Genomic DNA, 13,703 nt, shown 5'->3' on the forward strand with positions numbered 1-13,703 from the left:
CGTCAGCCCCTATACTTCATCTTACGATTTTGCAGAGACCTGTGTTTTTGATAAACAGTCGCTTGGGCCTATTCACTGCGGCTGATCTGACGATCAGCACCCCTTCTCCCGAAGTTACGGGGTCATTTTGCCGAGTTCCTTAACGAGAGTTCTCTCGCTCACCTTAGGATTCTCTCCTCGACTACCTGTGTCGGTTTGCGGTACGGGCCATTGTTTTCTCACTAGAAGCTTTTCTTGGCAGTGTGACATCAGGAACTTCGGTACTATTATTTCCCTCCCCATCACAGCTTGTCCTTAAAAGATTAAGCATTTGACTCAACCTAAGACTTACTGCTTGGACAGACATTTCCAATCGTCTGCTTTCCTTAGCCTCCTGCGTCCCTCCATTGCTCAAACAAAAACAACGGGTACAGGAATATCAACCTGTTATCCATCGCCTACGCCTTTCGGCCTCGGCTTAGGTCCCGACTAACCCTGGGCGGACGAGCCTTCCCCAGGAAACCTTAGTCATTCGGTGGACAGGATTCTCACCTGTCTTTCGCTACTCATACCGGCATTCTCACTTCTAAGCGCTCCAGTAGTCCTCACGATCTACCTTCAACGCCCTTAGAACGCTCTCCTACCATAACACCATAGGTGTTATCCACAGCTTCGGTAATATGTTTAGCCCCGGTACATTTTCGGCGCAGGGTCACTCGACTAGTGAGCTATTACGCACTCTTTAAATGGTGGCTGCTTCTGAGCCAACATCCTAGTTGTCTGTGCAACCCCACATCCTTTTCCACTTAACATATATTTTGGGACCTTAGCTGGTGGTCTGGGCTGTTTCCCTTTCGACTATGGATCTTATCACTCACAGTCTGACTCCCGGATATGAATGAATGGCATTCGGAGTTTATCTGAATTCGGTAACCCGAGATGGGCCCCTAGTCCAAACAGTGCTCTACCTCCATCATTCTCAATTCCGAGGCTAGCCCTAAAGCTATTTCGGAGAGAACCAGCTATCTCCAAGTTCGTTTGGAATTTCTCCGCTACCCACACCTCATCCCCGCACTTTTCAACGTACGTGGGTTCGGTCCTCCAGTGCGTTTTACCGCACCTTCAACCTGGACATGGGTAGATCACATGGTTTCGGGTCTACGACTACATACTCAAACGCCCTATTCAGACTCGCTTTCGCTACGGCTCCGTCTCTTCGACTTAACCTCGCATGCAATCGTAACTCGCCGGTTCATTCTACAAAAGGCACGCCATCACCCATTAACGGGCTTTGACTTGTTGTAGGCACACGGTTTCAGGTTCTATTTCACTCCCCTTCCGGGGTGCTTTTCACCTTTCCCTCACGGTACTGGTTCACTATCGGTCACTAGGGAGTATTTAGCCTTGGGAGATGGTCCTCCCGGATTCCGACGGAATTCCTCGTGTTCCGCCGTACTCAGGATCCTCCTAGGTGCTTTCCAAATTTCATCTACGGGGTTTTTACCCTCTTTGACTGACTTTTCCAAGTCATTCGATTATCTGAAAAAACTACCATATCGGAGTCCTACAACCCCAACAAGCAAGCTTGTTGGTTTGGGCTTTTCCCGTTTCGCTCGCCGCTACTCAGGGAATCGAATTTTCTTTCTCTTCCTGCAGGTACTTAGATGTTTCAGTTCTCTGCGTCTACCTCAAATATGCTATGTATTCACATATTTGTAACATCCTATAAAAGATGCTGGGTTCCCCCATTCGGAAATCTCTGGATCATAGCTTACGTACAGCTCCCCAAAGCATATCGGTGTTAGTCCCGTCCTTCATCGGCTCCTAGTGCCAAGGCATCCACCGTGCGCCCTTATTCACTTAACCTTATCAACCTTACGGTTGGGTTTTGACTTCATTTCTAGCGATAGAAACGTGTCAAGAAAAATAAGCAATTGAACTTATTAAAAAACTCATTCAACGCGGTGTTCTCGGTTTGTTTTGATCTTACTTCAAATATCCAGTTTTCAATGAACAAAATGTTTTGAGAGTAAACCTCTCAAAACTGAACAAAGTAATAATGACAAACCTGTGTAGTCTCCGTAATATTCCTTAGAAAGGAGGTGATCCAGCCGCACCTTCCGATACGGCTACCTTGTTACGACTTCACCCCAATCATCTATCCCACCTTAGGCGGCTGGCTCCAAAAGGTTACCTCACCGACTTCGGGTGTTACAAACTTTCGTGGTGTGACGGGCGGTGTGTACAAGGCCCGGGAACGTATTCACCGCGGCGTGCTGATCCGCGATTACTAGCGATTCCGGCTTCATGTAGGCGAGTTGCAGCCTACAATCCGAACTGAGAGAAGCTTTAAGAGATTAGCTTAGCCTCGCGACTTCGCGACTCGTTGTACTTCCCATTGTAGCACGTGTGTAGCCCAGGTCATAAGGGGCATGATGATTTGACGTCATCCCCACCTTCCTCCGGTTTGTCACCGGCAGTCTTGCTAGAGTGCCCAACTTAATGATGGCAACTAACAATAAGGGTTGCGCTCGTTGCGGGACTTAACCCAACATCTCACGACACGAGCTGACGACAACCATGCACCACCTGTCACTTTGCCCCCGAAGGGGAAGCTCTATCTCTAGAGTGGTCAAAGGATGTCAAGACCTGGTAAGGTTCTTCGCGTTGCTTCGAATTAAACCACATGCTCCACCGCTTGTGCGGGCCCCCGTCAATTCCTTTGAGTTTCAACCTTGCGGTCGTACTCCCCAGGCGGAGTGCTTAATGCGTTAGCTGCAGCACTGAAGGGCGGAAACCCTCCAACACTTAGCACTCATCGTTTACGGCGTGGACTACCAGGGTATCTAATCCTGTTTGCTCCCCACGCTTTCGAGCCTCAGCGTCAGTTACAGACCAGAGAGTCGCCTTCGCCACTGGTGTTCCTCCATATATCTACGCATTTCACCGCTACACATGGAATTCCACTCTCCTCTTCTGCACTCAAGTCTCCCAGTTTCCAATGACCCTCCCCGGTTGAGCCGGGGGCTTTCACATCAGACTTAAGAAACCGCCTGCGCTCGCTTTACGCCCAATAAATCCGGACAACGCTTGCCACCTACGTATTACCGCGGCTGCTGGCACGTAGTTAGCCGTGGCTTTCTGGTTAGATACCGTCAAGGGATGAACAGTTACTCTCATCCTTGTTCTTCTCTAACAACAGAGTTTTACGATCCGAAAACCTTCTTCACTCACGCGGCGTTGCTCGGTCAGACTTTCGTCCATTGCCGAAGATTCCCTACTGCTGCCTCCCGTAGGAGTTTGGGCCGTGTCTCAGTCCCAATGTGGCCGATCACCCTCTCAGGTCGGCTATGCATCGTGGCCTTGGTGAGCCGTTACCTCACCAACTAGCTAATGCACCGCGGGTCCATCCATCAGCGACACCCGAAAGCGCCTTTCAAATCAAAACCATGCGGTTTCGATTGTTATACGGTATTAGCACCTGTTTCCAAGTGTTATCCCCTTCTGATGGGCAGGTTACCCACGTGTTACTCACCCGTTCGCCACTCCTTTTCTTTCGTTGGAGCAAGCTCCGGTGAAAGAAAAAGCGTACGACTTGCATGTATTAGGCACGCCGCCAGCGTTCGTCCTGAGCCAGGATCAAACTCTCATAATAAAAGTTAGAACAATCTTTCGATTGTTAAGCTCAATTTGTTTGCTAGCATATTGCTTGCTGTTTAAAAATGTTTGTTGTCTTGAATTGAATCAAGACGCCCTACACATTTGGTTTGTCTTACTTTGTTCAGTTTTCAAAGGTCTACTTGAATTGCCGTAGCAACTTTCATATCATATCAGAGCGACGTTTAAATGTCAACTCTTTTTTGAAAAAGTTTTTTCGATTTCGTTTAAGAAATCTTTCAGCAACTCATTTATCATATCGCATCGTTTGTTATTTGTCAAGAACTTTTTTGAAGTTTTTCTTGATGAAATCAAGCTTCATAAGAGGTTCTTTCTAAACGACTTAGTTATCTTATCATGTGATAACTCACACGTCAATAACTTTTTGAAATTTATTTTCTGAAAAAACTTTCATCTTTCAGTGGTTGTCCGTCTTACGAACAAATAATAATATACCAACTAAAACAAGTCGGGTCAATGAATTTTTTTGTTTTTTTTCGTTTTTTTTATTTGTCCGATCATTACTATTTATAATGTATTTTTCGTTCGCTTTTCAACCAAATATCAATGATATCAATTTAAATAAAGAGATAATTTTCGTTAAAACTATTTTTAAATTCTTGAACGACAAAAAAGACAGCTATCTGGATAATCAGACAGCCATCTTCTATTATTTATTTTACTATTTGGCTTAGCGCATTGTCGGGAACAACAAAACATCGCGGATTGATTGTGCATCTGTAAGCAACATTACCAAGCGATCAATTCCAATTCCTAATCCACCAGTTGGTGGCATTCCGTATTCTAAAGCTTCCAAGAAATCTTCATCTACACCATGCGCTTCATCATTACCTAGTTCACGCTCTTTTTCTTGCGCTTCAAAGCGTTCTCTTTGATCAATTGGATCATTCAATTCAGTAAAGGCATTTGCAAATTCTCTACCAATGATAAACAATTCAAAGCGATCAGTAAAACGTGGATCTTCAGGATTTTTCTTCGCTAATGGTGAGACTTCAACTGGATGTCCATAAATAAAAGTTGGTTGTGTCAAGGTTTCTTCAACAAATTCTTCAAAGAATTCATTGATTACGTGTCCCACACCCATTGCATCTGTTACTTCCACGTTATGTTCTTTAGCAATTGCAAGAGCCTCATCTAATGTCATTTCTTTCCAGAAATCAACCCCAGTTTGTTCTTTAATTGCGTCTACCATATGAACACGTTTGAAGTCACTTTCAAGGTCAACTGCTTGACCATCATAAGTAATACGCGCTGTTCCTAAAACTTTTTCAGCTGCATTACGAATAATTCCCTCAGTTAGATTCATGACATCGCGATAATCTGTATAAGCAGTATAAGCTTCTAACATTGTGAACTCAGGGTTATGTGTTGTATCGATTCCTTCATTACGGAAAACTCGACCAATTTCATAAACTTTTTCCATTCCACCAACAATTAGACGTTTCAAGTGTAACTCTAGTGCAATACGTAAATATAAATCAATATCTAGAGCATTGTGATGTGTAGTAAATGGACGGGCTGCCGCTCCACCAGCTTCATTGTGTAAAACAGGTGTTTCTACTTCAATGTAGCCATTTCCATCTAGATAACGGCGAATTTCACTAATGATTTGACTGCGTTTCATAAAACGATCAAAGCTTTCACGATTACTAATCAAATCTAAGTAGCGCTGACGGTAACGTTGCTCAATGTTTGTCAATCCGTGATATTTATCAGGTAATGGACGTAATGCTTTTGAAAGAATTGTAAATTCTGTTGCTTTGATCGTTACTTCACCTGTATCAGTCTTCATAATTTGACCTGTAACTCCGAAGAAGTCCCCTAAGTCAGCATGTTTAAAAATCTCATAAGCATCATCACCCACTTGATCTTTACGCACGTAAATTTGGATTTGGCCTTCACGATCTTGAAGATGCGCGAAGCCCGCTTTCCCTTTTCCACGGCGAGTCATCATTCGTCCTGCTACGCTAGCAGTCAAACTCATCTCAGCTAATTCTTCTTTTGTTCTTGAATCAAATAATTCATGTAACTCTTCTGAGTTATGTGTACGTTCAAATCGCTTCCCGAACGGATCGATTCCAGTTTCTCTTAGTTCTTCCATCTTTTGGCGGCGAACAAGCATTTGATCATTTAAATCTTCTACTTGATGTTGTTGTTCCTCAGTCACAAAAGTTCCTCCATTCTCCTAGTAGTTCTCAGTTCTAATAATGCCAATGAAACACAAAAAAAGCAAGCCGAACTTAAATTTTCGGCTTGAAATTCACAAAAATCTTAGAAATCAGTTTAATGTTTTACAGCAACCTTTTCTGTTTTTTCTAAAAAAGCGTCAAGCAAATCATTGATCTCTCGTTGGTTTTCAGAATGATTGATTGCTACTTTTACTTTAGCTGCGCGAGGAATTCCTTTTAAATAGTAGGAAGCATGTGTTCGGAATTCACGACATGCTATTTGTTCACCTTTTAAATCAGCCAAACGTCGCAGATGAAGTTTCGCTGTTGCGATTTTCTCAGCAGGTGTTGGCTCAGGAATCAGCTCACCTGTTTCCAAATAATGTTGCGTACGATGAATCATCCAAGGATTGCCTAAAGCTGCACGCCCAATCATCACACCATCTGCTCCGACATACTCCAACATACGTTTCGCATCTTCAGGCGTTTTTACGTCCCCGTTTCCCATAAAAGGAATCGTCAAATGTTGTTTGACTTCTTTCAAGACTTCCCAATCAGCTTGTCCTTCATACATTTGCACTCTAGTACGACCATGCATAGCAATCGCACCTGCACCAGCTGACTCTGCAGCTAAGGCATTTTGAACGGCAAAAACGTGTTGATTATCCCAACCAATTCGCATCTTAACTGTGACAGGTATGTCTACAGCAGCAGAAACAGCATGAACCATTTCATAAACCTTATCTGGATCAAGTAACCACTTAGCTCCCGCTTCTGCCTTGATCACTTTGTTTACTGGACATCCCATATTGATATCAATAATATCTGCCGTTGTATTTTCTTGAACAAATTGTGCCGCTTCAACTAAGCTGTCTTTATTGCCGCCAAAAATTTGGACGCTTAGTGGATGCTCTGCCTCTTCAATATGAAGCATCTCTAGCGTTTTTTTGTTCCGAAAATGGATGCCTTGATCACTAATCATCTCACAAACGACTAGTCCTGCACCAAATTCTTTAACCGTTACTCGAAAAGCAGAGTTACTAATTCCAGCCATTGGTGCAACAACTACACGATTTGGAATTTCAACATTCCCAATTCTCCATTGATGTTCCAACTAAATTCCTCCTACTGCTTCTGCCTTCAGATCTAATAGTTCTTGTTCAGAATACTCATATTTATTATTACAAAATGAACAAACAGCTTCTGCCCCATGATCTTCATCGATCATCGCCTGAATTTCTTCTGTACCTAGTGCAATGATTGCCTCTGCAAATTTTTCTTTTGAACAATCACAAGCAAATTGAACAGGCATTTTTTCTAAAATATTTAATTCTTCTGTTCCCAGTAACCCTTTTAAAATTTCTTCAGGTGTGTGCCCTTCATCAAGCAATGTTGAGATTCTCGGTGTTGTTTTCAGTTGTTCTTCGATTTTAGAAATCATTTCTTCATCCGCACCAGGCATGATTTGAATCATAAATCCACCAGCAGTTTTAATACTGTCATCTGTATTCACTAAGACGCTTAGACCAACCGCTGATGGAATTTGCTCAGAAATAGCTAAATAGTAAGTAAAGTCTTCTGCGATTTCACCCGAGACGATGGGAGTTTGCCCAGAGAAAGGTTCTTTTAATCCCAAATCCTTAGTTACTGTGAACATCCCTTGTGTTCCCACTGCACCACGGACATCAATTTTCCCCTCGGGGTTCAACGGTAAGCTTAAATGCGGGTTTTTAATATATCCTTTTACATCACCTTTCCCATTTGCATCAACAACAATTCCAACAGCTGGACCGTCTCCTTGAATACGAACCGTTAATTTATCTTCACCTTTTAGTGTCGCTCCTAATAATAAACTACCAACTAGTGTGCGACCTAACGCTGCCGACGATGTATGCCATGTATCGTGGCGACGCTGTGCTTCTGCGACTGTATTTGTTGCTTGTACTGCATAAGCACGAACAAAACCATCATGTGCTAGTGCTTTAACTAAATAATCTTCCATTATTGTATGTACCCCTTTTTTGGTTTTTCAGCTCCTAGTGAATCATACTAGCAACTTTCATTTTTTTCAACTTTTGAAATCAGAGCTTAATAATAAATCAAATTAAACAAAAGAGAAAACAATTTTTTACATATAAGTTTTTGCTTCAATTTGCTTCAAGCTGCTCAATAGAAAACTAAATTGAATGGATTCAAAGAAAAAAAGCTGGGACATTGATTTGTCCCAGCTTCAAAACATTTTACTATTTATAACGATCTTCAAAGTTGTTTTTGTCGTAATCAGACTTTTTGTCTTTTTCTTCTTTTGCAACTTCCGAACCAGTTTCTTCACTAGCCAATTTTACTTCTTCGGCTTCATCTTTTAGTTCTTGTTTTGTTTCTTCAAAATCTTGTTTTTCTTCTGCTTGTTTTTCCGCATCTTTCTCTTCTAAAGCACGTTTTGCTTCTTCAAATGTTTGTGCTTCTTTTTCACTTGGATAATCAGCAGATTCTGTTCCTTCTGGCATCACACCATGTTCGAACAATGATTTAATTGCTTTTGCATCCAGTGTTTCAAATTCAAGAAGTTTTTCTGCGATCAATTTATGTTGTTCACGGTGTGCTTCGATAATTTCATGTGCTTTTTGATGAGCATCCATCAAAATCTTGCGAACTTCTTGATCGATTTCAAATGCAACTTGTTCAGAGTAAGCTTTTGTTTGACCATAATCACGGCCAACAAATACTTGATGGTTTCCTTCGTATTGAACTGGTCCAAGTCGATCACTCATTCCATATTCAGTAACCATGCTTCTAGCTAATGAAGTCGCTTGTTCAAAGTCATTTGAAGCACCTGTTGATTGAACGCCAAAAATAATTTCTTCAGCTGTACGACCACCAAGTAATCCAACGATTTGTTCAAACATATCTTCTTTGGTCATCAAGAATTGATCTTCTTTTGGTAAAGCAATCATGTACCCGCCAGCACGACCACGAGGAATGATTGTTACTTTATGAACGATACGTGCGCGACTTAAGACTAAACCAACGATTGTATGTCCAGCTTCATGGTAAGCAACCATTTCGCGTTCTTTTTTGTTGATTACGCGATCTTTCTTAGCAGGACCAGCGATAACACGATCTTCTGCTTCATCAATATCAGATGCGTCAATTTTCTTTTTATTACGACGAGCAGCTACTAAAGCAGCCTCGTTTAAAACATTTTCTAAATCCGCACCAGCAAATCCTGGTGTTTGTTGTGCAACAACTTTTAAATCAACGTCGTCAGCTAAAGGTTTATTTTTAGCATGAACACGTAAAATGGCTTCGCGACCTTTGACATCTGGACGACCGACCAAAATTTGACGGTCAAAACGACCTGGGCGTAACAACGCTGGATCTAAGACATCTGAACGGTTCGTTGCAGCAATCACAATTACGCCTTCATTTCCATCAAATCCATCCATCTCCACCAATAATTGGTTCAATGTTTGTTCACGTTCATCGTGTCCGCCACCCATACCTGCTCCACGTTGACGACCAACAGCATCAATTTCATCAATGAAAATGATTGCTGGTGCATTTTTCTTCGCTGTTTCAAACAAATCACGTACACGACTTGCTCCAACACCGACGAACATTTCAACGAAATCAGAACCAGAAATTGAGTAGAAAGGTACACCAGCTTCACCGGCAACAGCTTTCGCTAATAACGTTTTACCTGTTCCTGGAGGTCCTTCTAAAAGAACACCAGCTGGAATTCTTGCACCTAATTCAACAAATCGACGAGGATCTTTCAAAAACTCAACGACTTCAACAAGTTCTTGTTTTTCTTCTTCCGCACCAGCAACATCAGAAAAACGAACACGGTTCGCTTTTTTGTCGGCTTCTTTGGCTTTTGATTTACCGAAGTTCATCACTCGGCCACCGCCGCCACCGCCACCGCCTTGTTGACCCATCATCATATAGAAGAAGAAAATGATGATTACAATTGGCAAGAAGCTTAATAGTAGAGATACCCAAATACCACTACTTGACTCTTCTTTAATTGTTGTTCCTACATCATGTTGTTTTGCCAAATCTGTTACCTGACTTAACGTCGTGTCATTTGGCAAAATGATTGTTGTGAAGTGTGTTGTTGATACATCAGTTGAGCCTAGGATTGCTAAACCGCCACTGTTGCTGACTGTTTGTTTCTCCTTGTATTCACCAGTGATTTTATACACACCATTTGCAGGTTGAACACTAAATTCTTTGATTTTCCCTGACTCTAATTGTTCAGTGAATTTTGAGTACTCGATGTCTGACGACTGCTGGCCATTGTTACCAAAGATAAAATAGACCACCATGACCATCGCCAAAATCACGAGGACATAATATAAGGCATTTTTCATCATGCCGTTATTCTTTTTGTTCATAGTTACCCTCCTTAAACACTAATTTGATTTAGAAATTTTTATCAATCCTGACCATTTCATTGTAACATAACTCATTTCAGAAAAGGCACTAATTTGACTGATAAACACTAGGTTTTAAGACCCCAACATAAGGAAGGTTTCGATAAGCTTCTGCATAGTCCAAACCGTAGCCTACAACAAATTCATTAGGCACATTAAACCCAACATAATCAGCTTCAATGTTCACAACGCGTCCTTCTGGTTTATCTAATAAAGTAACGATTTTCACGGAATTGGCTTTACGATATTTAAAAAGATCAACTAAGTACGCAAGTGTTCGACCACTGTCGATGATATCTTCAACAATCAGCAAGTCGCGACCTTCTACATTTGTATCTAAGTCTTTTACGATTTTTACTTCACCGGAAGACACAGTAGCATTTCCGTAACTTGAAACATCCATGAAATCTAGCTCTAAATAAGTGTCAATTGAGCGCACGATGTCCGCCATAAAAGGAACGGCTCCTTTTAATACGCCGACTACTAGTGGATTTTTATCACGATAAGTTTCAGTTAATTCTTTGCCCAGTTCTTCACAACGAGCTTGTATTTCTTCTTTTGAAATCAAAACTTTCTCAATATCCTTTTCTAACATTGGGTTCTCCTTCCAGTTGCTTCTTTTGATATTTGTAAAGAAGTATGTAGTGTATTTTATCAGTTTCTTTGGCAATACTCAAATAAGAAAAGACAAAAGGAGCAACACTATACACGTTTCTTTGTTCATCTGTAATCAAGTACGCTTGTTTCCTTTGTACATCAGGGATTTTTTTGTCGATAAAGTAACGAGAAATTTTTTTCGTAAGCGTTTCAGTCAAACGAATCCGATCACCAGGTTGTCGTTGATCTACCTGAAGTTCTGTTCCCTTTTCGAGCCACAAATCGTGTCTAAATTCTGACCAATCAGCAAGATTTTCTGGTACAGCTATTTTGTCACTCGAAAACAAGCCAATCCATTGTGAATCACTTAAATAAATCGGTTGGTTTGGAAGCAGATCTCTTGGTGTGAAACTTTGCACTGGTCGTGACTGTTCAATTCTTACATTCATATATTCTTTTTTGAACACCCAACCTTTACCTAGATCAACCTGCCATTGGCTTTTTTCACTTTGCCACTGATTGACTAGAAATAAAATTTGTTGCTCTTTTACTGCGACAGTCGTTTCGTTGAACAACCGTTCGAAAAGTGTGTGGAGAAAAAAGTAACGTTCACTTTCAGCCATTGCCGAAATGTTTGTCGCGGAAATTGCCCAGCCATTAGCTAATGGTTGAAGAAGTTCAGTTACCTTTTTACTCATCTGTTTTCGGATCAATTCATCTGCCCATTGAATCTGATTTGAAAATCGTTGGAAATGACGTAAAGCTTGTGTATTTTCTTCTTTTAATTGTGGAACAACTAAATGACGCAGTCGATTTCTTTGTATATCTAATTCCTGATTTGTTGCGTCTTCAAAATAAATCAGCTGTTGTTCGTTCGCATATTCATATAATTGTTCCTTGCTATAACTTAGTAATGGACGAATCAATTTTCCTGTTGCGAACGGTTGAATTTCTTTGATTCCAGCAAAACTATTCAATTGTCCCCCTCTTAAAATTTTCATCAAAATCGTTTCAATTTGGTCATCTCCATGATGGGCGGTCATCAACGTGTCATACCCTTTCTCGTACATGATACGAGAGAAGGTTTGGTAACGAAATTGCCGTGCAGCTGTCTCAACACCAGTTTCAGCAGGTAGCTCCCACGTAACGGAATAAAAAGGAAGATTCTTTTCTTTCGTATACTTTTGTAAATACTGTTCTTCCTCAACAGATTCTACCCGTAATTGATGATTGACATGAACAACGCCCAAAGTAAAGGAATCTTTTTGTTGTGCAGCTAACAATAAATCCAACAAAACCATTGAATCTACTCCGCCAGAAACAGCAACTAAAATTTTGGTTTTTTCTGACCAGAAATGTTTTTGTTGTCCTAATTGGCCAAACCATTCTTTCAAGACAATCTTCCTCCTTTCAAAAAAGAAAAGCCGAGACAAAACGAAGCCAATGTTTTGTCCCAGCTATATTTTTATTTGGTACGAATAATGATGTGTTCAATAAATGTTCACCTTAGCTAGTAAGAAAAACGTTAGGGTGATTATTCATCTTTATTAGCTACGACGTCCGCCGCGACCACCACGTTTTCCTTCAGTGTTACGTTTTAGTGAAGTTAGTCGATCATCACTATCTTTCAAAAATGAACTCATCAATGAATCGAAGTCTTCTTTCGTATTTGAAGGTTGACTGCGAGAAAAAGATTTTTTTTGTGTTGAGCGCGTACGATTTTCCCGAGGTTCCTTATTTTGATGTTGAAATTTCTTTGCATTATGATTTGTTTCTTTACCAGCACTTTCTGGTTGTTCTTGTGCTTTACGAATGGATAATCCAATTTTTCCGTCATCACCAACAGATGTAACTTTCACTGTCACCTCATCGCCAACACTTAATACATCATGAATATCTTTTACAAAACCGTTTGATACTTCACTGATATGGACTAAACCTGTTTTACCAGAACCTAAATCAATAAATGCACCAAAATTTGTAATACCTGATACTTTTCCTTGCAGTTTTGCTCCTACCTCGATTGACATAAAAAAAATGTTCCTCCTATTTATTACCCAATTTATATTCCTGCTTATTTTGCAGTTGTAGAACTCGTTGATTGGTTTGTTCCTTCTGTTGAACTGCTTGTATTAGATTCCAATACTGGATAAACTTGCTCGCCTTCTTTGGAATAAAAGAATTTGCTTCTGGCAAGTTTTGCCACATAGTCGTCATCCTTCAGCAGCGAGACATCTGCTTTTAATTGCGTGACGTCTGCTTTGACTTCTTTCATTTCCGTGGTAGCTTCGACCTTTAACTCGGCTAGTTTATCTAGACGTTGCATATCCCGGAAAATTTGCACACCAATGATTGAAAAAATGAACAAAGCGCCTAATAAGATGACCGCTAACCGACGTCTACGAAAAACGAGCTGTCGTTGTTGCTTTTGAAATTCAGCATATTTTTTCTTTGTGTAATCTGTATCTAACGCAGCAATTTTATTGCCTTTTTTTGCCACTTGCTTTCGCTCCAATCTGTTTTGGCTTGTCTTTTCTATTATACCAATATCAATAAAGCTTGTCTAATCTATTAATTTGTGTTTTCTGTTCTTGTTTCTGAAATAATTTCATACATTTTTTGTGCATCTTCTTTTTTTGTTGATTCGTGAAGTTCATTGACTTTGACTTCCATTGTTTTGTTTCCAAACTGGATTTTTAATATATCGCCAACTTTGACATCACTCGAAGATTTTGCTAACTTACCATTCACCTGAATTCTACCTTTATCAGCCACTTCTTTTGCTACGGAACGTCGCTTGATAATACGAGAAATTTTCATAAATTTATCTAATCGCATAATATAT

General features: G+C 40.7%; 8 protein-coding genes, 2 rRNA genes and 1 pseudogene (1 of these 11 only partly in view). All 11 read right to left on the reverse strand.

What is annotated here, in order from left to right:
• Positions 1-1,845: ribosomal RNA gene (locus AC4BD1_RS11475) — 23S ribosomal RNA — on the reverse strand; it reaches 1,069 nt to the left of the window's first position.
• A gap of 229 nt (positions 1,846-2,074) precedes the next feature.
• Positions 2,075-3,634: ribosomal RNA gene (locus tag AC4BD1_RS11480) — 16S ribosomal RNA — on the reverse strand.
• Together the 16S and 23S rRNA genes form the textbook arrangement of a ribosomal RNA operon.
• Positions 3,635-4,327: 693 nt before the next feature.
• Complete coding sequence (lysS, locus tag AC4BD1_RS11485; protein WP_206910856.1) at positions 4,328-5,824, reverse strand: lysine--tRNA ligase; 1,497 nt, start codon at positions 5,822-5,824, stop codon at positions 4,328-4,330.
• 116 nt (positions 5,825-5,940) lie between these two features.
• Positions 5,941-6,939, reverse strand: coding sequence for a tRNA dihydrouridine synthase DusB (gene dusB, locus AC4BD1_RS11490; protein WP_206910853.1), 999 nt, complete (start codon positions 6,937-6,939; stop codon positions 5,941-5,943).
• Complete coding sequence (gene hslO, locus AC4BD1_RS11495) at positions 6,940-7,827, reverse strand: Hsp33 family molecular chaperone HslO (protein ID WP_206910850.1); 888 nt, start codon at positions 7,825-7,827, stop codon at positions 6,940-6,942.
• A 241-nt stretch (positions 7,828-8,068) separates the two neighbouring features.
• The gene (ftsH, locus tag AC4BD1_RS11500) at positions 8,069-10,222 is read right to left on the reverse strand and encodes an ATP-dependent zinc metalloprotease FtsH (protein ID WP_490466610.1); all 2,154 of its coding nucleotides are present in this window, start codon (positions 10,220-10,222) and stop codon (positions 8,069-8,071) included.
• A gap of 88 nt (positions 10,223-10,310) precedes the next feature.
• Entirely contained in the window at positions 10,311-10,856 is a 546-nt protein-coding gene (gene hpt, locus AC4BD1_RS11505; RefSeq protein ID WP_206898982.1) for a hypoxanthine phosphoribosyltransferase, read from the reverse strand.
• Positions 10,850-12,258: pseudogene (gene tilS, locus AC4BD1_RS11510) on the reverse strand (tRNA lysidine(34) synthetase TilS). Before tilS ends, hpt begins: the two are co-directional and overlap by 7 nt.
• 147 nt (positions 12,259-12,405) lie before the next feature.
• Positions 12,406-12,888 carry a S1 domain-containing RNA-binding protein gene (locus AC4BD1_RS11515; protein ID WP_206898984.1) on the reverse strand — a complete coding sequence of 161 codons (483 nt, stop codon included), beginning with the start codon at positions 12,886-12,888 and terminating at the stop codon, positions 12,406-12,408.
• Positions 12,889-12,932: 44 nt separating this feature from the next.
• Entirely contained in the window at positions 12,933-13,358 is a 426-nt protein-coding gene (locus tag AC4BD1_RS11520; protein ID WP_206910838.1) for an FtsB family cell division protein, read from the reverse strand.
• Positions 13,359-13,429: 71 nt separating this feature from the next.
• Entirely contained in the window at positions 13,430-13,696 is a 267-nt protein-coding gene (locus AC4BD1_RS11525) for an RNA-binding S4 domain-containing protein (protein ID WP_206910836.1), read from the reverse strand.
• Positions 13,697-13,703: the final 7 nt, after the last annotated feature.

This window comes from Enterococcus sp. DJ147D b, from assembly GCF_058216655.1.

What these genes read in the sequence shown, in the direction of transcription:
- hslO (WP_206910850.1), bottom strand. Translation starts at nt 7,827, where the DNA reads ATGGAAGATTATTTAGTTAAAGCACTAGCACATGATGGTTTTGTTCGT.
- AC4BD1_RS11515 (WP_206898984.1), bottom strand. Translation starts at nt 12,888, where the DNA reads ATGTCAATCGAGGTAGGAGCAAAACTGCAAGGAAAAGTATCAGGTATT.
- AC4BD1_RS11525 (WP_206910836.1), bottom strand. Translation starts at nt 13,696, where the DNA reads ATGCGATTAGATAAATTTATGAAAATTTCTCGTATTATCAAGCGACGT.
- ftsH (WP_490466610.1), bottom strand. Translation starts at nt 10,222, where the DNA reads ATGAACAAAAAGAATAACGGCATGATGAAAAATGCCTTATATTATGTC.
- hpt (WP_206898982.1), bottom strand. Translation starts at nt 10,856, where the DNA reads ATGTTAGAAAAGGATATTGAGAAAGTTTTGATTTCAAAAGAAGAAATA.